Source organism: Methylobacterium sp. J-068 (assembly GCF_022829445.1).
Taxonomy (GTDB): domain Bacteria; phylum Pseudomonadota; class Alphaproteobacteria; order Rhizobiales; family Beijerinckiaceae; genus Methylobacterium.
Genome location: NZ_JAKSXY010000041.1, coordinates 1 through 20,644, shown reverse-complemented (window position 1 = coordinate 20,644; position 20,644 = coordinate 1). Strand labels below are relative to the sequence as shown.

25 protein-coding genes and 3 pseudogenes are annotated in these 20,644 nt (G+C 69.5%); 10 read left to right on the top strand and 18 right to left on the bottom strand.

Annotated elements, in window-relative coordinates:
• Positions 1-7: 7 nt before the first annotated feature.
• From MKK54_RS03550 to MKK54_RS03540, 3 genes are read right to left on the bottom strand one after another with little or no spacing between them, the layout of a single operon-like run.
• Entirely contained in the window at positions 8-481 is a 474-nt protein-coding gene (locus MKK54_RS03550; protein ID WP_244009186.1) for an NlpC/P60 family protein, read from the bottom strand.
• A 7-nt stretch (positions 482-488) separates the two neighbouring features.
• Complete coding sequence (locus MKK54_RS03545) at positions 489-1,382, bottom strand: DUF2163 domain-containing protein (RefSeq protein ID WP_244009184.1); 894 nt, start codon at positions 1,380-1,382, stop codon at positions 489-491.
• A 10-nt stretch (positions 1,383-1,392) separates the two neighbouring features.
• A complete protein-coding gene (locus MKK54_RS03540) occupies positions 1,393-2,292 on the bottom strand; it encodes a LysR family transcriptional regulator (protein WP_244009183.1) in 900 nt (299 codons plus the stop codon).
• A 135-nt stretch (positions 2,293-2,427) separates the two neighbouring features.
• Between MKK54_RS03540 and MKK54_RS03535 the strand changes: the two genes are divergently transcribed.
• Together MKK54_RS03535 and MKK54_RS03530 are read left to right on the top strand one after the other, a co-directional pair.
• Positions 2,428-3,042, top strand: coding sequence for a glutathione S-transferase family protein (locus MKK54_RS03535; protein WP_244009182.1), 615 nt, complete (start codon positions 2,428-2,430; stop codon positions 3,040-3,042).
• Positions 3,043-3,071: 29 nt separating this feature from the next.
• A complete protein-coding gene (locus tag MKK54_RS03530; protein WP_244009181.1) occupies positions 3,072-4,004 on the top strand; it encodes a pyridoxamine 5'-phosphate oxidase family protein in 933 nt (310 codons plus the stop codon).
• On the opposite strand, the gene MKK54_RS03525 is transcribed toward MKK54_RS03530, so the two are convergent.
• From MKK54_RS03525 to MKK54_RS03490, 8 genes are read right to left on the bottom strand one after another with little or no spacing between them, the layout of a single operon-like run.
• Positions 3,985-4,638: a DUF2460 domain-containing protein gene (locus tag MKK54_RS03525; protein WP_244009180.1), complete on the bottom strand. Its 654-nt coding sequence runs from the start codon at positions 4,636-4,638 to the stop codon at positions 3,985-3,987. The two genes, MKK54_RS03530 and MKK54_RS03525, sit on opposite strands and share 20 nt — an antisense overlap.
• A 39-nt stretch (positions 4,639-4,677) precedes the next feature.
• Entirely contained in the window at positions 4,678-5,256 is a 579-nt protein-coding gene (locus MKK54_RS03520) for a phage tail tape measure protein (RefSeq protein ID WP_244009179.1), read from the bottom strand.
• 2 nt (positions 5,257-5,258) lie between these two features.
• On the bottom strand, positions 5,259-5,507 hold the full coding sequence (locus tag MKK54_RS03515; protein WP_244009178.1) for a phage tail assembly chaperone: 249 nt from the start codon (positions 5,505-5,507) through the stop codon (positions 5,259-5,261).
• Entirely contained in the window at positions 5,504-5,827 is a 324-nt protein-coding gene (locus MKK54_RS03510) for a gene transfer agent family protein (RefSeq protein WP_244009176.1), read from the bottom strand. Before MKK54_RS03510 ends, MKK54_RS03515 begins: the two co-directional genes overlap by 4 nt.
• On the bottom strand, positions 5,827-6,234 hold the full coding sequence (locus tag MKK54_RS03505) for a phage major tail protein, TP901-1 family (RefSeq protein ID WP_244009175.1): 408 nt from the start codon (positions 6,232-6,234) through the stop codon (positions 5,827-5,829). The genes MKK54_RS03510 and MKK54_RS03505 overlap by 1 nt, the downstream gene beginning before the upstream one ends.
• Before the next feature lie 26 nt (positions 6,235-6,260).
• Positions 6,261-6,707: a DUF3168 domain-containing protein gene (locus MKK54_RS03500; RefSeq protein WP_244009173.1), complete on the bottom strand. Its 447-nt coding sequence runs from the start codon at positions 6,705-6,707 to the stop codon at positions 6,261-6,263.
• Positions 6,704-7,060 (bottom strand): head-tail adaptor protein, encoded by a 357-nt coding sequence (locus tag MKK54_RS03495; protein ID WP_244009172.1) that lies wholly within the window; start codon positions 7,058-7,060, stop codon positions 6,704-6,706. Before MKK54_RS03495 ends, MKK54_RS03500 begins: the two co-directional genes overlap by 4 nt.
• Positions 7,061-7,077: 17 nt before the next feature.
• The gene (locus MKK54_RS03490) at positions 7,078-7,647 is read right to left on the bottom strand and encodes a hypothetical protein (RefSeq protein WP_244009170.1); all 570 of its coding nucleotides are present in this window, start codon (positions 7,645-7,647) and stop codon (positions 7,078-7,080) included.
• A 40-nt stretch (positions 7,648-7,687) separates the two neighbouring features.
• On the opposite strand from MKK54_RS03490, the gene MKK54_RS03485 reads away from it, so the two are divergent.
• Complete coding sequence (locus MKK54_RS03485) at positions 7,688-8,440, top strand: trypsin-like serine protease (RefSeq protein ID WP_244009169.1); 753 nt, start codon at positions 7,688-7,690, stop codon at positions 8,438-8,440.
• Between the two features lie 208 nt (positions 8,441-8,648).
• The gene (locus tag MKK54_RS03480; protein WP_244009199.1) at positions 8,649-9,482 is read left to right on the top strand and encodes a S1 family peptidase; all 834 of its coding nucleotides are present in this window, start codon (positions 8,649-8,651) and stop codon (positions 9,480-9,482) included.
• A gap of 348 nt (positions 9,483-9,830) precedes the next feature.
• Here MKK54_RS03480 and MKK54_RS03475 read toward each other — a convergent pair whose 3' ends face one another.
• Together MKK54_RS03475 and MKK54_RS03470 are read right to left on the bottom strand one after the other, a co-directional pair.
• The gene (locus MKK54_RS03475; RefSeq protein ID WP_244009167.1) at positions 9,831-11,141 is read right to left on the bottom strand and encodes a phage major capsid protein; all 1,311 of its coding nucleotides are present in this window, start codon (positions 11,139-11,141) and stop codon (positions 9,831-9,833) included.
• Entirely contained in the window at positions 11,138-11,698 is a 561-nt protein-coding gene (locus MKK54_RS03470; RefSeq protein WP_244009166.1) for an HK97 family phage prohead protease, read from the bottom strand. The genes MKK54_RS03475 and MKK54_RS03470 overlap by 4 nt, the downstream gene beginning before the upstream one ends.
• Positions 11,699-11,898: 200 nt before the next feature.
• Here MKK54_RS03470 and MKK54_RS03465 point away from each other — a divergent pair, with 200 nt between their 5' ends.
• Both MKK54_RS03465 and MKK54_RS03460 read left to right on the top strand, forming a co-directional pair.
• Positions 11,899-12,168: a type II toxin-antitoxin system Phd/YefM family antitoxin gene (locus MKK54_RS03465; RefSeq protein ID WP_244009164.1), complete on the top strand. Its 270-nt coding sequence runs from the start codon at positions 11,899-11,901 to the stop codon at positions 12,166-12,168.
• Entirely contained in the window at positions 12,165-12,560 is a 396-nt protein-coding gene (locus MKK54_RS03460; RefSeq protein WP_244009162.1) for a type II toxin-antitoxin system VapC family toxin, read from the top strand. The genes MKK54_RS03465 and MKK54_RS03460 overlap by 4 nt, the downstream gene beginning before the upstream one ends.
• Before the next feature lie 78 nt (positions 12,561-12,638).
• On the opposite strand, the gene MKK54_RS03455 is transcribed toward MKK54_RS03460, so the two are convergent.
• Together MKK54_RS03455 and MKK54_RS03450 are read right to left on the bottom strand one after the other, a co-directional pair.
• Positions 12,639-13,823, bottom strand: a complete 1,185-nt coding sequence (locus tag MKK54_RS03455; RefSeq protein WP_244009161.1) for a phage portal protein — start codon at positions 13,821-13,823, stop codon at positions 12,639-12,641.
• Between the two features lie 41 nt (positions 13,824-13,864).
• Positions 13,865-13,993, bottom strand: a pseudogene (locus MKK54_RS03450) (ATP-binding protein); the annotation flags it as partial.
• A 1,054-nt stretch (positions 13,994-15,047) separates the two neighbouring features.
• Here MKK54_RS03450 and MKK54_RS03445 point away from each other — a divergent pair.
• Positions 15,048-17,366: a Hint domain-containing protein gene (locus MKK54_RS03445; RefSeq protein ID WP_244009159.1), complete on the top strand. Its 2,319-nt coding sequence runs from the start codon at positions 15,048-15,050 to the stop codon at positions 17,364-17,366.
• A 117-nt stretch (positions 17,367-17,483) separates the two neighbouring features.
• Positions 17,484-17,750: a hypothetical protein gene (locus MKK54_RS03440; protein WP_244009158.1), complete on the top strand. Its 267-nt coding sequence runs from the start codon at positions 17,484-17,486 to the stop codon at positions 17,748-17,750.
• A 285-nt stretch (positions 17,751-18,035) separates the two neighbouring features.
• Here MKK54_RS03440 and MKK54_RS03435 read toward each other — a convergent pair.
• Positions 18,036-18,149 (bottom strand): annotated as a pseudogene (locus MKK54_RS03435) (DUF4113 domain-containing protein); the annotation flags it as partial.
• A gap of 187 nt (positions 18,150-18,336) precedes the next feature.
• Here MKK54_RS03435 and MKK54_RS03430 point away from each other — a divergent pair.
• Complete coding sequence (locus MKK54_RS03430) at positions 18,337-18,585, top strand: hypothetical protein (RefSeq protein ID WP_244009157.1); 249 nt, start codon at positions 18,337-18,339, stop codon at positions 18,583-18,585.
• Here the strand turns inward: MKK54_RS03430 and MKK54_RS03425 are convergent.
• A complete protein-coding gene (locus MKK54_RS03425) occupies positions 18,582-18,794 on the bottom strand; it encodes a hypothetical protein (protein WP_244009156.1) in 213 nt (70 codons plus the stop codon). The two genes, MKK54_RS03430 and MKK54_RS03425, sit on opposite strands and share 4 nt — an antisense overlap.
• A gap of 141 nt (positions 18,795-18,935) precedes the next feature.
• On the opposite strand from MKK54_RS03425, the gene MKK54_RS03420 reads away from it, so the two are divergent.
• Positions 18,936-19,481: a PAS domain-containing protein gene (locus MKK54_RS03420; RefSeq protein ID WP_244009155.1), complete on the top strand. Its 546-nt coding sequence runs from the start codon at positions 18,936-18,938 to the stop codon at positions 19,479-19,481.
• 886 nt (positions 19,482-20,367) lie between these two features.
• Here the strand turns inward: MKK54_RS03420 and MKK54_RS03415 are convergent.
• Positions 20,368-20,644, bottom strand: a pseudogene (locus tag MKK54_RS03415) (hypothetical protein); the annotation flags it as partial.

Below are 20,644 nucleotides of genomic sequence, written 5' to 3'. Positions count from 1 at the left end.
CGAGGCGTCACCCGGCCGGGTGCGGCGCCGGCTCGGGAAACCGGAAGGCATGGGCGAGGTGGCGGCGCCACCAGCCCGTCAGCGCCACCTCCGTGACGGCGGCGCCGTCATGGGCGTGGATCATGGTGCCGAGGCCGGTGGCGATGGCGCAGTGCCGGGCCGGCAGGTGGGCGCGGAAGCGGAAGAGCAGCACGTCGCCCGGGCGCGGAGCGTAGTCGGCGCGTGGACCCGCGACGGGCACGAGGTGCCGCCGCGCGGCCTGCGCCAGGGGATCGGTTCCGGGCGGCGCCGATTCGGCCCAGGAGGCGGCATAGGGGGGCGCCGCCTCCGGCTCGGGGCCGAGGGCCTCGCGCCAGACCCCGCGCAGGAGCCCGAGGCAGTCGCAGCCCACGCCCTTGAGCGAGGCCTGGTGCCGGTAGGGCGTGCCGATCCAGCTCCGCGCCAGGGTCACGAACAGGTCGGGATTCGTGTCGAGGCCCATGGCGCCCTCACCGGAACAGGCTGCCGCCATCGAGCCCGGGGCCAGAGCCGGGGACCTGGCGCAGCACGAAGTCGTTGCCCGGCATGTGCGGGAAACCCTGGAAGTTCGGCACGTTGGCGAATTTCTCGCGGCAGGTCGCGAGGCGCTTGTCGCAGCCCGCGACGAGGCGGAATCCGTCGCCCGGCGCGGCCATGCGGGCCGGCGCCTGCCAGAGTTCGAGCCGGACCGCCCCGGCCGTTCCGGATTGCAGTCGCAGGTCGCCGGCCTCGCCGGCCTGCGTGCCGCTTGTCCAGACGAGGCGCCCTCCCGCGAACCAGCCTTCCCCGAACGGGCCGGCGAGGCTCACCTCCAGCGTTCCGGGATCGGGCACGGCCAGGACGGTGCCGGTGGTGTGGAAGCGCGAATCCGCGAGGTCGACCCGGCAGCGGGCATCGCCGAGATCGGCCCCGCAGGTGGCGCGGTAGGTTCGGCCGCGCTCGGCGTCGAGCTGATCCATCAGCCCGCGCAACTCCGCCACGAAGGCGGTGCCGGCCCGGCGCACCTCGCCGATGGTGCCGACATCGAGGAGGAGGCGGGTCTCCGGGTTGCTCCAGTCGACCAGCCAGGTCTCCACGGACGCCCCGTCGTAGAGACCGCCCGCGATCGCGTCGTCGTCGAGCCCCATGGCGGTCAGCGCGCCCGCGACCTCGCCGCCGCCGATGGCGAAGCCGAGTTCGGCGCTGGCCTCGGCCGCCTCCAGACCGGTGCGCGCGGCGTGGGTCAGGCCACCGAAGGTCAGGTCGCGGTCGTGGTCGGTGAAGCCGAGCCGCGCTCCGTCGCGCCGGGTCAGCGCCCAGGCGTGGCACAGGGTGGTGGCCCCGCCCGCCAGGTGGGCGGCGAGGTCGGGAGGGAGGTCGCGCATCGCCGGATCCTCAGGAACGCGTGGGATTGACCCGCGGGTCGGCGCGAAGCCGCGCCACGGCGAGATCGATGAAGGCCCGCACCTTCGCGGGCGCGCGCCGGCCGTCGGGATTCACGACGTGAACCGGCATCGGGTCCGCGTCCGGATCGTCGAGGATCAGCTTGAGCCGGCCCTCCGCCACCGCCGGAGCGACCTGGTAGGACAGCAGGTGCGCGATGCCGTGCCCGGCGAGCGCGGCCGCCAGGACGGAATCGATGGTGTTGCAGACCAGCCGGGGGCGCGGCGGGGCGCCCATCGGTCCCTTCCGGCGCCCGCCCGTGAACCCGCTGCCCATCGTGCCGATGAGAGCGTGATCCGGCAGCCCGCGCATCGTCTCGGGTGTCCCGTGCCGGTCGAGATAGTCCGGCGCCGCGCAGAGGACCCGTCGCACGCTCCCGACCCGGATCGCCGTCAGGCCGGAATCGGCGAGGTGGCCGATGCGGACCCCCACATCGGCGCCCTCGTCGATCATGTTGATCACGCGGTCGAGGAACAGGGCGCGTGCGGCCATCGCCGGGTGGCGCGCGAGGTACTCCGTGATGACGGGCAGGACGTAGAGGCGTCCGAACTGCACGGGCGCGGTGACGGTGAGCGTGCCGGACGGCGTCGCGTAGGACCCGGATGCAGCGGCGTCCGCCTCCTCGATCTCCGAAAGGATGCGGCGGCAATCCTCCAGGTAGCGGCCCCCCGCCTCCGTGAGCTTCACCGTGCGCGTAGTCCGCGCGAGAAGCCGGGTCCCGATCCGCTCCTCGAGGGCCGCCACCGCGCGGGTCACGGCGGGCGGGCTCATGGCGAGTTGGCGCCCGGCCTCGGCGAAGCCGCCGCACTCGGCCACGCGCACGAAGACCCGCATCGCCTGCAACCTGTCCATGCCGCCTCCGCGCCCGCCGATCATTCCAGTTCCCGGAACAGTCGATTGCAGCGAATGCCGGTTCACGCAATCCGCCGAAGGGTCTCTGATGCGGATCTGCCCGGCGCGGCCGGCCGATCCACCCGGAGAGATCCCATGAAGCTGTTCCACGTCGCCCTGTCCGGGCACGCCCACCGGGCGCGCCTGTTCCTGTCCCTGCTCGGCGCGCCGTGCGCGATCGTCGAGGTCGACCTGGCCAAGGGCGAGCACAAGGACCCCGACTTCCTGCGGCTGAACTCCTTCGGTCAGGTGCCCGTGCTGGTGGACGGCGAGACGGTGGTTCCGGACTCGAACGCCATCCTGGTCTACCTGGCAAAGAAGCTCGGGCGGACGGATTGGCTGCCGGAGGACGCGGCCGGCGCGGCACGGGTGCAGCGCTGGCTCTCCGTCGCGGCGGGACCCATCGCCTTCGGCCCGGCCGCCGCCCGCCTGATCACCGTGTTCGGCGCGTCCTTCGACGCCGCGGAGGTGATCGCCCGCGCTCACCTCATCCTCGGCCGCATTGAGGCCGAACTCGCGGCCCGGCCCTGGCTCGCCGCCGATCACCCGACCCTCGCGGACGTGGCGCTCTACAGCTACGTCGCCGCCGCGCCGGAAGGAAACGTCGATCTCACGCCCTACGCGGCGGTCCGCGCCTGGCTCGCGCGCATCGAGGCGCTGCCCGGCTTCGTGCCCTTTCCGCAGACGCCGACCGGCCTGCGCGCGGCCTGAGACGCACAACCCCTCATGGGAGACATTCCATGTCCCGCTCCGAACCCGTTTCCACCGCGCCCTGGCACGCGGGCGAGATCGCCATGCAGGCGCGCATCGGCGTCGCCGGCCGGATGGCCGAACTCGGCCCCCGCGTGATCCGCGACCATCTGACCGAGCAGCATCGCGCGTTCTACGGCCTGCTGCCCTTCGTGGTCCTGGGCGCGGTCGATCCGGCCGGGGACGTCTGGGCGACCCTGCGGACCGGGGCGCCGGGCTTCCTCGAGGCGTCCGACCCGACCCACCTGCGGGTACGGGCGCCGCCCGAGCCCGGCGATCCCGCCGAGGCCGGCTTCACGGACGGCGCCGCGATCGGGCTCCTCGGGATCGACCTTGCGACGCGACGGCGCAACCGCCTCAACGGAATCCTCCGGCGCGCGGACGGCGACGGTTTCACGGTCCGGGTGCAGCAGGGCTTCGGCAACTGCCCGCAATACATCCACGTCCGGCCGGCGCCGCACCGGGTCCCGGCCGGCGGTACCGCTCCCGAGATCGCGGATCGCCTGGACCCGCGCGCCCGCGCGCTGGTCGCGGGCGCCGACACGTTCTTCGTCGCCACCTACGCGGCGGGCGGGGACGGAGGCCGCCAGGTCGACGTCTCGCATCGCGGCGGGCCGGCCGGCTTCGTGAGGGTCGAGGCCGACGGCACCCTCACGGTCCCAGATTATTCCGGCAACCGGTTCTTCAACACCCTCGGGAACATGCTCGCCAATCCCCGCGCCGGGCTCGTCTTCGTCGATTTCGCCGGCGGCGACCTGCTGCAGATGACCGGGCGCGCCGAGGTGCTGCCCGACGCGTCCGGGGTGACGGACTTTCCGGGCGCCGAACGGCTCTGGCGCTTCTCGCCCCGGACAATCGTCCGGCGCCCGGGCGCGTGGCCCCTGCGCTTCGATGCCGCCCCCGCTACGGCACGATCTCGATGAGCGGCACCTTCGGGATCTCACCGGCGGTGAAGGCCGAGAGGTCGATGCTGAGGTCGTCGCTGTCGAAGCGCACGGGCACGTCGAAGCCGAAGCCGGCCGTGACGCGGAGCCCGGCGGCCGGCACCGCGTCGGCCGCGAAGGTGATGCGCCCGGTGGTGGCGTCGCAGGCGACCTGGGCGGGCGGCACCGCCAGGCCGTTCACCGCCACCCGCACGCTCTCGGCCACTGGCTTGGTGATCACCCGGCGATAGGGCGTCGGCCCGGTGCCGTAGGTCTTGGCGAGCTGGAACACCCGCGTGCTCCCGTCGCCGAGCCCGAGCAACTGGTCGGTGGCCGCGATGGCGCGCGAGGGCGGGCCGGAACGCGCGTCGACCCGGTCGTGGTAGCGGAAGCCGTAGAGCCGCCCGCGCCGTTCCTCGAAGAAGCTCAGCACGGCGTGGAGCGCGTCGAGGGTGCGGATGCCGAAGCCCGCATCGTAGCGCCGGCGCGAATCGGCCCAGCGGCTGTTGCGGTGCTCGCGGCCCGAGGCCAGGGTCACGATCTCGGTGAGCCGGGTCGGGCCGCCACTGCCGCGCAGGGCCACGTCGAGGGGAAAGCGCACCTCGTGGAAGTCGCTCGGCGGTTCGGTGCTCATGATGGGTCCTTCCCTCGCGCGCTCACGGTCCCTCGGCGCTCAGAGGCCGCGCCGGCCTCGCGCCACCGCCCGGGCGAGGCTCGCGGCCACCTGGGCTTCCGAGCGGCGGAAGCTCGCGACGTCGGGGGTCGCGATGTTGATGGTCACCGGCCCCGAAGACCGGGCGCCGCCCGCCGCCACGCCGAGGCGCCCGTCGCTGCCGCGCGTCAGGGGCAGGATCGCCTCGGGGCCGGCTTCGCCCATCAGGCCGAGCCCGTCCCGCATGGGAAAGTAGGTGGGGGCGGCCACGACGCCGCCCGCCGCGAAGGGGCGCACCCGGCCCTGCGACAGGATTCCGCCGCGCGCGAACGCGGTGGCCTCGCTGCCCGCGCCGGGGTTGATCAGCCCGTTCACCAGCCGGGTGATGCCGGCCTTGACCGGGCTCAGGGCCGCCTTGATGGCCACGTTCGAGAGCTTGGTGGTGAGCGTGCCGAGCACGCTGTCGAGCTGGCGCCCGGCGCCGACATTGACGTTGAGCGCCTTCGACAGGCTCTGCCCGAACTTCTGGGCCAGCCGGTCGAGGGTCTCCAACTGCTTGGCGCGGGCGGTGTTCGCGGCATCGAGGGCGGTCTCGGCCATGGTCAGTCCTCGCTCCGGACATCGGGGGCAGGGTCGGGATCGGGGTAGCGCGCGATCAGGCTCCGCAGGCCATCCCGGTCGAGGGCCGCCGGGCGGGAGGTGACCAGCCCGGCGGCCGCCAGCAATTCGCGCGGCGTGGCGCGCCAGAAGTCGCGCGGGCGCCAGTGCAGGCGCCCGAGTCCGAGCGCCAGCGCGTCGTCCCACGGGAAGGCGGAGGGCGGCTCCGGCGCGGTCCCGCCCGTGGGGCTCAAGGGTTTTCGGGAATCTCCCCGAAGGCGGCGGCCAGCGCCGCGCCGAGGGCCCGCGCGATGCCGTCCAGATCGCCGGCCAGCGGCAGTGCCGCGACGGCGGCCGCATCGAGGTCGTGCCCGCCCCCGCGCAGGGCGGCGCCCAGCAGGGCGATGAGGTCGCGGCTCTTCAGGCCGCCTTGAGAGAACCGGGCCGCGAGGCCCGCGAGGTCGGCCGCCCCGAGGGCGTCCTCGAGTTCGGCCAGGGCGCCCAGGGTCAGGCAGAGAGTGTAGCGCTCGGTGCCCAGGGCCAGGGCCACCTCGCCGCGCCTGCGGTTGACCATCAGGCGGCCGTGAAGCTCAAGGGGCCGGCCGAATCGAGGGCCATGTCGAAGGTGACCTCGCCGGCATGGTCGCCGCGATATTCGAGGCTCGTGATCTGGAACAGGCCCTCCAGCGTGCCGAAGGCCGGCACCACGACCTGGAAGGTCTCCAGCGCGCCGTCGAAGAACACCTGGCGCAGGCGCAGGTCCGAGGCTTCGTCGCGAAACACCCCGGCGCCCGAGAGGGCGGCGCGGCGCACCCCGGCGCCGGCCAGGAGTTCGCGCCAGCGCCCGGCCGAATCCGCGTTCGTCACGTCCACGGTCTCGGCGTTGAAGGCGATCTGCCTCGCCCGCAGGCCCGCCACGGCGACGAAGCCGGCGCCGTTGCCGATGCGGATGAGCAGGTCCTTGCCGCGCTGGGCTGTCATGGTTCGGCTCCCTTGTGAGATGACGTTCAGGCGGGCAGTCGCTCGGTGACCGCCGCGAGGGTGAGGGTGGCGCGGGTCTCGCCGCTGGCGGGGTCGCGCCGCACCGCGATGGCCTCCAGGTCGAGGCGCACCAGGGCGTGGCCGGACAGGCTGAGCGGCGCGTCGTGCAGGAGGTCCGCGATGCGCTCGGCCGCGTCGACCGCGCTGCGGGTCGAGCCCGGCCGGGCGAAGACCGTCAGGCCGAGGGCGTGCCGGTGGCGCCGCGCGCCGTCCACGGAATCGTCGCGGATCTCGGCGTCGCCGAACAGGGCGTAGACCGGGGCGGCCCCGCGCGGCGGCTCCTCGGTGAGGCGCAGGGCGCCCCCCATCAGGCGCGCCAGGGTCGCGTCGACCGCCAGGTAGGCGAGGATCGCGGCGCGCAGGGCCAGGAGAGGGCTGGTGGGCGTGGGTGGGCTGATGGGCGCGAGACTCATGCGGCGGCTCCCGCGACGATGAGTTCCTCGACCTCGCAGACCAGCTCGCGCCGCCGCCCGTCCGGATCGACCGCCGTCCGGATGGCGAAGCGGCGCAGCCCGGAGGCCAGCCGCATCGCCGGGGTGATCGCGGGTCCGTAGGTGAACCGCACCCGGTGCGTGGGAACCGCGTCCGCGCGCCCGAGGCGCACCCGTTCGAGCGCGCCGAGCGGTTCGATCGCGCCCCACAAGAGCGGGCCCGCCACGAACCGGCGGATCACGCCGCCGAATCCGTCCGGCTCCTCCACGGGGCGTTCGAGCACAAAGCGGCGCCGCCGCGCGCCGATGGGCGCGCGGGTGAGGGGGAGGGGCATGGTGGGTCTCCGAAGGGCTACAGGCGCATCCGCCGCAGCGGTTCGACGAGGGCGGCGACCGCCGGGGGCGGGATGCCGGCGCCGGGCGCATCGCCGCGATGCTCGAAGGCGTGGGCGACGAGGAGCCGGATCGCCTGGACCAGGGCGGGCGGCACCGGCGGTCCCGCGCCGCCATAGCCGGCCGTGACCTCGATCAGCGCGGCGCGCCGGGTCAGGTCCGGCGCTGCCGGGTCGATGACGAGGCCCGGCGCCTCGTCCGCATCCGCCCCGAGGCGGACGAGGCCGGGCGCGAGGTCGGTGACGGCGCCCGAGTCATCCACGAGCCCCGCCCGCGCCACGGCGAGGAGCGGGCTCAGCGGCAGCGGCAGGCGTCCGTCCCGGGGCCAGGCCGTCAGCGTCAGGCGATAGCGCCCGGGCACCAGGATGCGGCGCGCGGCGCATTCCACCTGCGCACGGGCGGCCGCGATCAGGCGCTCCACCAGGGCGTCCTCGGCCCCGCCATCGTCGGGGTCGAGGCGCAGGAAGCCGCGCATCTCCGCCAGGGTCACGGGCTCGACGAGGGCGGCGTCGACGCGTATCGGGGTCATCGATCGTCTCCGTGCGGGGGCGTCAGGAACAAGGATCGCGATGGCGCGCGGATTTGGCCGGCTCTGCGGCGCGTTGGCCGGGCTGCTGGCGCTCGGGCTCGCGGGAGGCCCCGCCGGGGCCGTCGTCGGCGGGCGTGCGGCCCCCGAGGCGGCGGCCTCGTCCGTGATGGTGCTGTCCTCGAACGGGGGCGTCTGCACCGGCATCGTGGTCGCGCCCGACGCGGTGCTCACCGCCGGCCACTGCGTCGCGGCCCGCGCCGAGCACCGTGTGCATTACAAGGACGAGGCCGGCACGCCGGTGCTGGCCGAGATCGCCGCCCGCGCGCTCCATCCCGGCTACGATGCCGGCGCGGTGGCGGGGCGCCGCCGCTCCATCGACCTCGCCCTGGTGCGCCTCGCCGCGCCGCTGCCCGCGCGGTTCGTGACGGCCTCCTTGAGTGCCGCCATGCCGCGCGCCGGGGAACGGCTCACCCTGTCCGGCTACGGCGTCGCCGCGCCGGGCGACGCGCGCAGCACCGGCACCTATCGCAGTGTCGACCTCGGCGTGATCGAGCCCCATGGCCCGAGCCGCATCCTGGTCTGGCTCGGGGCCGGCCCCGGTGGGGCGAGCGCCTGCCACGGCGATTCCGGCGGGCCGATCGCCGCCGGAACTTCGGCCCTGGCCGTCTCGGCCTGGGTCGCGGGCAAGGCCTGCGGCGGCCTCTCCCAGGGCATCCTCCTCGGGCCGCAGCGCGCCTGGATCGACCGCACCCTGTCGGGATGGGGCCTCGCCGCGCGCTGGCAGGCGGACTGAGACCGGAGCACGAGGCGGCCGCACGCACGGCTGCGACGAACCGGCCGCCGGCCTATGGCGGAACCAGAGCTTGGCCGAGCACTTGCCTTCGGATACGCTCGAGGGCGTTCTCGTCCAGAACTTCGCCGGACGCGGGAGAGACACGATGTTGCCGACCGCGCTGCGCAAGGCTGCCCGGATCACGCTTGCCCGGCTCAAGACCTCTCGGATGACCGCCCTCGCGGTCGCGGGTCTGTGCGCGTTGGCGCCCGCGCCGGCCTCCGCCGTGATCAACGGCGAGGTCTCGCGCGATCCCGACGGCCTGCGCGCCTCGGTGGTGCGGATCGAGAGCACGCAGGGCGAGATCTGCTCGGGCACCCTCATCGCGCGCGACCTCGTGCTCACGGCCGCGCATTGCGTGATGCACCAGGCGGGCTACAGCGTGGTCGTGGTCGACCGCGCCTTCCGCCAGCGCCGCATCAACGCCATCGCGGCCGCCATGCACCCCGATTTCGTGCCCGGCACCACGCCGGAGGACCAGCCGGGCACCGACCTCGCGCTGATCAAGCTCGCCGAGCCGCTCGGCGCCGACTTCCAGCCCCTCGACCCGCGCGGCGGCACCATCAACACGGGCGATGCCGTGGACATCGCGGGCTTCGGCGTGGTCGCCGAGAACCGGCGCAACACCGCCCGCACCCTGCGCCAGGCCCACCTCGTCTCCATCGGCTCGCTCCAGGTCGCCAACCGGGTCACGGTGGTGACCGACCGCCGCCGCTTCGCCGAGACGGCGGGCGCCGGCGCGTGCCTGGGCGATTCCGGCGGCCCGATCCTGCGCGGCGGCCCCGGCGGCTACCAGATCGTCGGCGTGGTGAGCTGGTCGAGCGGCGCCATGCGGCAGGACAAGAAGGCCCGCACCGCCTGCGGCGGCTTCACCGCCGTGACGCCCACGGGCGAGCATGCCGGCTGGATCAACCAGCGCGCCGCCGAACTCGCCCGCCTGCCGTCGGGCGCCTCCATCGGCGCGACGCGGTCGGACTGGATGGCGCGGCCGGGCCGGCGCTGAGCGCCGGCTCCGGACGCGCGAGCGATCTCTCGAGCGTTCGTAGGCGACGGCCGGGCCGGTGACCTGAACCTCGACGTCGAAATCGCGGACGGGGTTGGGTAACTCCCGCGCGGCAGCCCGGGATTGCGGCCGACGGGGGAGGCATTGACCGTCTCCGCCCCGCCGATGGTCATGCCCGGATACCTCGAAATTAACCTGAGGTTTTTTTTAAGCTGAATAAGCTGTGAGCCAAGGGGAAGTTCCTGGGATCGCCGCCCTCCCGGATGAAACGCCGAGGTTGTACCCCGAAATCAACAGGCGATCGGTCCGGAGGAACCCTCCGGGCCATCGGGCCCGGAGGGACCATGTTCACCCGAACGACAGCAGCTTGATCGCGTCGAAGTCCTGCACGCCGCCGCCCACGCGCTTGGTGGTGTAGAACAGAACGTAGGGTTTGGCGGAGTAGGGGTCGCGCAGCACGCGCAGGCCGGCGCGGTCCACCACGAGGTAGCCGCGGCGGAAGTCGCCGAAGGCCACCGAGAGGCTGCCCGTGCCCGCATCCGGCATCGCCTCGGCCTCGGCGATGGGAAAGCCCAGCAGGGTCGCCGAGCGGTCGGCGGCCAGGGGCGGCTGCCACAGGTAGTTGCCGTCCGCGTCCTTGAGCTTGCGGATCGTGCTCTGCAGACGCCGGTTCATCACGAAGCTGGCGTTCTGGCGGTAGGCGGCGCGCAAAGCATAGACGAGGTCCAACAGCACGTCGGCGGGGTTCGAGGCCGGGAAGGCGCCCGCAGACCCCGTCGCCACGGTCCCGAGCTTGCCCGGGACCCAGGCTGCGTTCGCCACGGTGTCGTAGCTGAGGAAGCCGCGCGGGCGGCTCACTCCGTTGCCCGTGACGAAGGCGGTGCTCTCCTGCTCGGCGAAGGCGGTCTCGACCTCGTCGGCGAGCCAGGAATCGATGTCGACGATGGCGTCGTCGAGCAGCGTCTGGGTCGCCGCCGGCATGGCGTAGAGCTCCATCGCGGGAAAGCTCAGCTCGGACAGGGCGGGCGCGTCGGTCTGCGGCCGGGGCGCGGCCTCGGCGACCCAGCCCGAGACGGCGTCCCGCACCGAGACCGCGCGCTTGTACTGCCCGCCGGAGATGACCCGCACGGTGGCGAGCGCCCGGATCGGCGAGAGGTTGGCGAGCCGCGTCAGCACGTTGCCCTCGACGGTGGCGGGCACGAGGTAGCCGCCATCCGGGCCGGAGCCGGCCGAGAGCGCCTTCTCCTCCAGGCGCTTGAGGCCCGCGCTCTCGCCGGCCCGGACGTAGAGGTCGAAGGCGGCCTTGTGCTCGGCGGCGGCCGCGTCGCGCACCACCGGAGCACTCGCGCCCAGCAAGGGGCGCCGGCCGTCGAGGGTCAGGCGGTCGAGGCGGGTGCGCGCCGTGTCGAGGGCCGCGTCGATGCGGGCGAGCTTCTCCTCCGTGAGGACGTCGCCCGAGGCGCGGCCCTCGATCTCGGCGAGGCGCGCGTCGTTGGTCTCCTTGAAGGCCTCGAAGGCGCGGGAGAGGTCCCCCATGGCGGCGCTCACCGCCGGATCGCCGGGGCCGGCGGCCTTGTCCTCCAGGGGCGGCAGGGCGCTCTTCAGGTCCAGGGTCTCGAGCTTCCGGTTCTTGCTGTCGGTCGGAACATGGACGGTCATGCGAACCTCGCGGATCGGGTGGGGCGAATGGCGGCGGGCCGGGGCCCGGGCCGGGTGGAAGGGGTGGCGGCGGGCCGGGGCCCGGGCCGGTGCGGCGCCATGCGGCGGGCAAGGGCGTGGAGATCGTCCGCCAGCGAGGTGCCCGCCCGGTCCGGCGCGCTGATCCGCGCGCCGGCCTGGAGCGGGAAGGTCACGAGCGAGATCTCCCAGAGGTCGATCGCCTCGAGCCGGCGGGTGCCGCCGCGCTCGGGCCGGGCGCGCACGGTGCGAAAGCCGATCGAGAGCCCGTCGAGCGAGCCTTCGCGCAGCAGGGCGTCGAGTTCCCGCGCCCGCTGCACGGCGAGGTTCAGCCGGCCCGCGACGCGCAGGCCGTGGCGATCCTCCCGCAGGGTGAGCCAGCGCCCGACCGGCTCGGCCGGGTCGTGCTGCCAGAGCATGCGCACGCCCTCGGCGCCCCGCGCCGCGAGGCTCGCCGCGAAGGCGCCCGGCGCCACCACGTCGCGCCCGAGATCGGGCACGCCGAACAGGCTGGCATAGCCGGTGAAATGGCCATCCATGGAAGACTCCGTGCGTGGGGTGGGTCTCGTGCGGTTCCCCGCCTGCGCCATCGTGCGAGCCGCGATCGGTCGGGACGCGGCGAGATGTCGGGTGCTGCGGGTGATCCGGGCCGGAATGGCTCGAGGCGTCTCACGTTGACCGTCCGTGGCGCCATGCGTACACATTTGGTGTACGCATGGCGCGTGATGGGAGGCGAACGATGGCCGAGCAGGAGAAGGCTCCGCGTCGCCTGCCACGGAAGGTCGGCGTGCGCGAGTTTCGCGGCAACTTCGCCGGCTTCATGCGTCAGGTGCGCGATGGCTCCTCCTTCGCGATAACGTCCCGCGACGAGGTGATCGCGATCGTTCACCCCCCTCAATCCAAATCCCGCCGACAGCCCGGCACGTTGCGCGGACAGATCGAGATGGCGCCGGATTTCGATGTCCTGCCCCCTGAGTTGCTGGCATCCCTGGAGGGCGTCGAGGAGTGAGGATTCTCCTGGACACGCATGCCCTGCTTTGGTGGCTGCTCGCCGACCCGAGACTCGGTCAGGCAGCCCAGGACCTGATCGCGGATCCGGGCAACGACGTTCTCGTCTCTGTCGCATCCCTGTGGGAGATCCAGGTCAAGGTGCGCGTCGGGAAGATGAAGGCCGACCTCGAGGACATCCTCACCGAGGTGCGGAGTCAGGGCTTCGAAATCATCGGCCTCACCCCGGCGCACCTGTTGGCCCTCGGCCTCTTGCCGCGGCACCATGGAGACCCTTGGGATCACCTGCTCATCGCTCAGGCGAATGCCGAGCGTGCCGTCTTCCTGTCCGAGGATCAGCACGTCCCGGCTTATCCCGTCGCGTTCGTGACCTGCTCGGGATCTCTCCCGTAGAGCGTGCGTGACGTGCCGGTATCGAAACCATCGGACGCGAATCGACGCGCTTTCGCGGGAGCATCACCACGTTCGGCGCTAACTCGCCCCGTAGCCCACCGCCTCGCGCTTCTCGTCCGTGGTCAGAAAATCCGCCGCCTGCACGCGGCGCCAGAGGCTCTCGCGCTCGGGGGCCAGGGCCTCGATGGCGTCGAGGTCGGGTTCCAGGCGGGCGGGGCCGAAGGCGGGCTCCAGCCAGTGGGCCAGGGCTTCGGCCGTGCGGCGCACCAGGGGGATCACGGTCTGCCGGTAGAAGGCGCGGTTGGCCTCGGCGTAGTTGGCGTGGGTGTTGTCGCCGGGCAGGCCCAGCAGCAGGGGCGGCACGCCGAAGGCGAGCGCGATCTCGCGGGCCGCGCCGCTCTTGGCCTCCACGAAATCCATGTCCTTGGGTGAGAGGGCGAGGGGCTTCCAGTCGAGCCCGCCCTCCAGCAGGAGCGGGCGCCCGGCATTGCCCGCGCCCTGATAGTTGGCCTCCAATTCGCCCTTGAGGCGGGTGAACTGCGCGTCGCTCAGGGTGGAGCCGGCGGAGGTGGCGAAGACCAGGGCGCCGGAGGGCCGGGCGGCGTTGTCGAGCAGCGCCTTGTTCCAGGCGCCGGCCGCGTTGTGGATGTCGAGCGCCACGGCGGCCGCCTCCATCGGCGAGAGGCCGTAATGGTCGTCGGTGGGGTGGAAGAGGGTGAGGTGGAGGATCGGGGGCACGCCCTCCACGTCCTGGTCGAAGCGCAGGGTGCGCCCGCCGACGCTGTAATCGTAGGCCGCCGGCCAGCCGTCGGGGCCGGGCACCACCCGCATCCGGTCGGGGCGCAGCGCGTGGAGTTCGCGCGGGACCCCGTCGAGGCCGCTGGCCTGGAGGTAGGCGTTGCCCGAGACCATGAGGTGCCCGTAGAGGGATTCGAGCAGCCGCGCCCCGCCCTCGCGCGGGTTCGGCCGGGCGAGCAGCGCCTCCAGCGGATGCGGCCCCGCGCCGTCCGCGCCCACGAGCCCGAGGGGCAGGGAGGCGGCGGCCTCGGCCACCAGCCGCACCGCACGGTGGACGACGGCGTTGCGCTGGAAACCCTCGCGGGCGAGCGCCCCGATGTCGCGCGGCGTCCACACCGCCCGGCCCTCGCCGTAGAAGGCGACGCCGAGACCGCCGAGCGGGGCGGACTTGGTGTCGGGCGGGGCCTGAAAACCGGAGGCCGGACCGGCGGCGCGCCGCACGAGCCGGGAGAAGAGGTTCGCCATCGGGGCCTCGCTGGACGTCATCGATTTCGAGGATGGAGCGCCTATAGGCGCCGGATGCGCGGCTCGGTCCCGCCGCGCAGCAGGAGGTGCGTCAGGGCCCAGACCAGGGCGTCGAGGCGGTCCGGCGAGGCGCCCGACGAGAGGCCGTCCGGGCCGAAATCGCAGAGTTCGCTAATACGACAAAAAGGGCAACAATATCAGAACAGTAGGTTTACGGAGATTGGCCGAACATTCGACGAACAGCGCCAGAACGAAACGGCATCTTGTAAAAACGCCAGGACGGAGAAACGCCACCTCTGCACGTCCCTCACGAGTCGTCGATTTTAGTATGGTAAAGTTGCTTGATTTCCAGGTCTCAAAACTAAAAACCTGCAACTGCGACCCTGCTGGCCCGGCCGGAAAAGCTGTGACGACAGAGACTGTCCGAGGCCGAGATCTCGAGGCCCTGCGCGCCGTCGCCCTCCTTCCCGCGGGCTACGGCTGACAGCTCATCCGTCCGCTATGCCGGTCCTGATCTGCCGGCGCAGTGCCCCCCCCCTGCCGTAGCAGTCCTGCCTTCATCCCGTTATCCCGTCCGGCCCACAACAGCCGCCGGACTCCATGTCAGTCACAGCCACGATCATCCCCGCCGAACCGCAGGTCTGGCGCAAGGCCTTCCTCGACCTTCGGCCCAGCGTGTCGCCGTGCCCTGGGCTGAACGGCACTACTCAGCCTGCCCCCGGCCGGGCACGATGGCTTCGGGAGGCCTTAGAGATATGCGAGTTGGCCACTACCCTGCCGTAGCGGCTTAAGCACACCCTGCGGCCAACCGCATTGAATTAGAAATGCGGATGAATCGCTTTACATCTTCATTAGCGAGATCGCCGTTTTGCAACTCTTTAGGGCTGAATTTGTCGGTCGCTTGGCAGATGTCATTGGAGAAATTAACATCTTCGATTAACGCGTGGTCGCAACCTATGAGTTTCACCAGAGCATCGGACTTTAATATATGGAAAACATTTAAAGGAGGCGCCCTCATATACTATAGCAAATAATACAAGATATTATCTAAAATAATCCGCAGTTCATAGGTGGGTTTGTTTTCTGCGCATCCAATAAGTTCTCTATAGACATTACCTGTTGCGAAAACGACGCGCCTGCGCATTTTGCAGGCGAAGCTGTGCTAATAAGACTTTCCTAACGCCGACTTATTTGACACGGATTTGTCTGTTGAATGAAAGCGCCATGAGTGGCGTGGCGTGGCAGGACACGACGATGGCTACAACGCGCGTTTCGACGGCAGCTGACGGGACAGAAGGCAACGCCAACAGTTCGACCGCGGCAAGTGGATCGCAGATCTCGGCCAACGGCCGCTACGTCGTCTTCGCGAGTAGCGCTACCAATCTTGTGGGCGGCGACGCAAACGGTAGGACAGACATCTTCGTTAAGGACCTTTTCACCGGGACGGTTACCCTTGTTTCGGTTGCGAGCGACGGCACACAGGCCAGCGCCAATAGTTCTGCACCCTCGATCTCGGCTGATGGCACGCGCGTGTCCTTCACCAGCAGTGCCACTAATCTTGTGGCGGACGATACGAACAATGCGAGCGATGTCTTCGTCCGGGACCTGACGACCAACACAACGACCCGCGTTTCCGTCGCGAGCGACGGATCGCAGGGTACCGCCTCCAGTAACTCCGCGTCGATCTCCGCCGATGGCACGCACGTCGTTTTCGCGAGCAATGCCGCTAATCTCGTGGCCGGAGACACGAATGGCACGACCGACGTTTTCGTCCGAGACTTGACCAACAGCACCACCACCCGGGTAAACGTCGCGAGCGACGGATCGCAGGCCACGGGGGGCGCCAGTGCAAATTCGTCGATCTCGGCCGACGGCACGCGTGTCGCATTTGCAAGTAATGCCAACAATCTTGTAACCGGTGACACGAACAACGCAACTGACGTCTTCGTGCGGGATCTGACCGCCGGCACGACTACACGGGTTTCCGTATCAACCGGGGGAGCGCAGTCCACTGGTGGCTCAAGCTCAGCGCCTTCAATATCGGCCGACGGCACGCGTGTCGCATTTGCAAGCACCGCCACCAACCTCGTGGGCGGCGACACAAACAGCGCGAGCGACATTTTCGTTCGAGACCTGACCGCGAATACCACCACCCGCGTTTCTGTTGCGACCGACGGAACACCAACTACGAGTGGCGACAGCTCGAATGCCTCGATCTCAGCAGACGGCACGCGCGTCGCCTTTCAGAGCACTGCCACCAACTTGGTAAGCCGTGACACAAACGGTTCGAGCGACATCTTCGTTCGGAACCTAACGTCCAACACGACTACCCGCGTCTCAATTGCGAACGATGGATCGCAGGCTACCTCATCAAGCACCGCCCCTTCAATCTCAGGTAATGGTGCTCGTGTTGCATTTACAAGTTTCGCAAACAACCTCGTGGCCGACGATACAAACGACTCTAACGACGTTTTCGTAGCCGACGTTGTTTGCTACGTCGCGGGCACCGCGATCCGGATCACGCGCGACGAGTCCGCGCGGGACGTGCCCGTCGAGGAGCTGACGGTGGGTGATCTCGCGCTCACCGCCTCGGGCGAGACACGTCCCATCCGCTGGCTTGGCCATCGCACGATCGACTGCACCCGCCATTCTGAGCCCCGCAAGGTCTGGCCCGTGCGCATCGCCGCGCATGCTTTCGGACCGGGCAAGCCTGCCCGCGACCTCCTGGTCTCGCCCGCCCACGCCATCTGCGTCGACCTGATGGGCGAGGTGCTTATCCCCGCCATCCGCCTCGTCAACGGCACCACCATCACCCAGGTCGCGGTCGAGCACGTCACCTACTGGCACGTCGAACTCGATGGCCACGACATCCTGCTCGCCGAGAACCTGCCCGCCGAGAGCTACCTCGATTGCGGCAACCGTCGCTTCTTCGCGAGTGAAGGTGTTACCGACTTCGCAGCGCTGCCCGACGTTCGGCCGGAGGGTCCACTTCCGTTCTGCCGGCCCTTCTATGAGGAGGGCGCCGTTGTGGACTTCGCCCGAGCTCGCCTGGAGGAGTGCGCGAAGGGGCTCGGCTGGCGCCTCGTCGAAGAAACCTTTGCGGGCCTGCACGTCGTCGCCGATGGCCGAATTATTCGCCCTCGTGTGCGAGGTCTGACCGCCCGCTTCGTGCTGCCGGAAGACGTCCGTGACGTGCGTCTTGTCTCGGCTACCAGCGTTTCAGCCTATGTCCTGCCTGGCTCGTCGGACGACCGAAACCTGGGGGTCTCGTTGGCCAGCATTACCTTGGATGATGGCTTGACGGGCGCGCGGGAGATCGCGCTGGACGATGCCCGGTTAGCTCAAGGCTTCCACGCCATGGACGAGAACAGTGCGACGCGCTGGACGGATGGTGCGGCGGTGCTGCCGGCCGACCTCTGGGCGGGCTGCGAAGATCTGATCTTCTTGCGTGTCACGCTCTCGGGACCAGCCCTGCCGCGCTGGATCGGACCCAACGAGACCGCTAGCGTCGTCGCCCTCGATGCTTACCGGCAGCGCGGCTGACGAACGGCCCGATCTGATATCCATGCTTCCAGCGCCCCCGGTTGTGAGACCGAGGGCGCTCCAGCTTTCCCACAAAGCCGACCGTCGCGTGGGCACGCCGCGTGCTATCCCAGCGCCATGGCTGATTCACACCCCACCACTGGCGAGCATTACAAGGCGAAGGCCGTGACTGAGGAGGATGTCGTCGCGGCGGTGGACGCCTTCATGGCGGACCCGACGACCACGGTGTTCGTTTTCGGCGATGGCTACCGGATCGACCTCGCCGAGGCCGTGCGCTCGCACGAATGGGCGTCCGTCACGGTGCGCACGAAGGACGCGACCGAGCACCTGAAGCGCGCCGCCGTGCGCACCGCGATCCTGCTGGCGCGGCCGGAGAAGAGCTAGCTGCCACCGTCGAGGTGGGCCAATCGGCGCTTGTTGTTGCAACCAATCGTTGGCTGCACACTTGATTGATCTCGCGGGTGGAATGTCCACTCGTCAGCGAACAGGCAAAGCAGCCTGAGCAACCGCAATGTTTTGGGTGACATCGTTGGTTTGGGTGCGGAGAGGCAACCGCATCATGCCACTATGGTCTGCGATCGCCACGGCCTTATCTCGAATATATCCGCCCCCTGACAATCGAGATTTGTCGAAGCGGATGTTGCGAGCGCTTCGGGCACTCCGGTAGGCTCAGGCGTGCGCCGTCGGCAACTCGCTGACCTGCGTGGTGTAGCGCGGGCTGCGCATCTCGAACTTCGTCGACCACGTGCGCTTGTCGGCGCGCGCCGGCAAGACGGTAGGCCGACGTAGCGATGCGCTGCTGATTCAACTGAGGTTCGATCGCTGATGCGAGCACGCGGCGTGCTATCCCGGCATCATGGCTGAGAAAATGACGACCTCTGCCCCGCCGGTCCGGGGCCGTGCCCTTCAGGCGCTCCGCGCCGTCGCCCGTCATCCTCGTGGGCTTCGCCTCTCGGCGCACCCGTCCGCCATGCCGGCCCTGATCGAACTCGGCTACGTCGTAGAGCGACAGTCGCGTTGGGAAGGGGCCAGGCCAGGGGACGTCGGCCGGTTCATCACCCCGGCCGATCGCGAGTTGTTGAAGGCGCTGGGGCGCACTGAGGAGCATAAACGCCGCTTCATCGAGGCTGCCCGCGAGGCTGAGGCCAGCGAGAACGAAGCGGACTTTGATGCGGCGATGAAGCGGATCGCACGGCCACGAAAGCCGACTGTGGCCTAATTGGCTTCGTTCTTCACCGCTTGGCGCATGGCATCTAATGCCTGCTCACGCCCTTGGTCGGTCTTAAGGCTATACCAAAGCCGCAGACATTCGCTGGTCCCCACCAAGCTGTCAGGAAGAGAACCCTCCAAAAACCGGTCAATCGGCACGCCTAAAGCAGCAGATATTGCCTCAAGACGCACAAGAGACTCTTTTTTCGGGTCTGTCATGCACCCTCTCCTAATCGATCTGCATCTTATTCCTAAATTTACGTCAGCGATATGTGGGCGTCAGTTGCTCATCGGGATTGGCATCGTAACGCTGTGAGATATCATATTCTATCGATGAGACGCCACCTAACGAGCCAGCGAATGATCTATCTCACTGATGCAGCAGGGCAATGTGTCTACACGAGCGCTGAGTGGGAAAAGCTGACGGGACAAGGCTGTGAGGAGACCCGTGGCCGAGGGTGGCTCGTCCGGGTCCATCCGGATAACAGAGCGATTGTTGAACGCATCCTCGATGACGCGGCACAACGGGCTGCGGAGTTCAACATACGCTATCGCCTCCTCAAACCAGATGACACATGCCGGTGGATCGCCGCCGGAGGTGTTCCGTCGTTTGGGGCCCGCGGTGACGCTTTCGTAGGTTACATCGGCACCATTACCGAACTGGCAGAAGGGGCGGTGGACACGATAGGCGCCTACGGGAAGGTGGAGCGCTACCGAGCCCCTGCACCGCATCCAGCAACGATGCCGTCAGACGCACTCGATTTGGTCGCGGACCATCTCCTCATTGCTCATTCGCTGATCGAGGCTGGCAGCAGAATGGACGCTTTGGCCGATATCCGCAAAGCGCTCTTCAAAGTTGGCCAAGCCTTGGCGGAACGGATGAGCGAAAAAGGCCGGCTAAACTAACGTGGGCGAACAGAGCCGCGCTGTATGCGCGAACGATATAGCCCCCAACGAAAAAACTCGCCGCGGCTCTCGCCGGGCGGGTGAAGGTCGGGTCTTCGCTTGGGTCCGGGTGAACGGGCCGGCGACTGGATGTTTCCAAGCTACAGGGGCGTCAGTCCAAAGCGCTGGACGAGGCCGTCGTTCCCCCATAAATCCGTGCGTATGTCGCTGCCCCGCGCGGTCACGATCAGGATGGCTTCAGCGTCGCTGTCGGCCTGAATGTCCCATACGTGAATGATCCGACCGTCGCTGTGCCGGGTGATAGCGCGATATGCGGAGGCAGGATCGGGCCTGCCTCCGATAGCTTTAGGCTTCTCGGTTTGCACGCCATGTGTTCCTCCGCAGTGTCGCGCGGTTGAGGCGCGGTACGGTTGGAAGGGCCGGTTAGTTTCAGGTGAGTCGAAAAAAAATCGCCTCGGAACACTTCAATAGGCGATGACATGCATTGCCTGTTACGTGATTCGACACGCCGAGCCGATCCCCGCATTCAAGCGAAGCTTCGTCGGAGAGATTGCTTTGGTCAGATCATCGGAACTTGAAACCCACACCCGAGCTAAGGAGCTTTTCGAGCGCGAGAACCCTGGCCGTCTCTGGCGATCGCCTGCGGGAGCGGTGCCTGGATCGGAGATTGATCGCTCGGCTGCCAGCCTCGTGGAGCGACAGAACTATCTGGTGCGCATCCGTATCCAGATGCGCGCGGAGGGTGCGGAGATTGAGACCGAAGAAGAAAGCCCGCCACAGCGCGAGGCTGGGCGGGCATAGAAGTGCGCCTTGGGAGGAAAGCGTGACCTGAGCCTATCGGGTTCTCGCGCCGATGCTAGACGCAAAACGCGCGGCTGGCATGCCACTAGAACGGCGTCCCTTCCACCCTGAACCGGATCACCGTCTCGTCGCGCGAGAGGGGCCAGAGGTACTGGTGCACGAGGTTGCAAGCGTAGACGGGGATGCCTCGGTATGAGGCCTCGCCGGGGTCGAAGTAGCTCGGCACGTCCTCGACGAAGGTGACGACGAACTCGCCCAGGCCGCGGGGCGGGCGCTCGTAGTCCACGTCCGCCAGGAACTTGCGATGCGTGCTGCTGTCGTAGAGCACGCGGTCGACGTGCCCACGGCACTCCCGGGTGTAG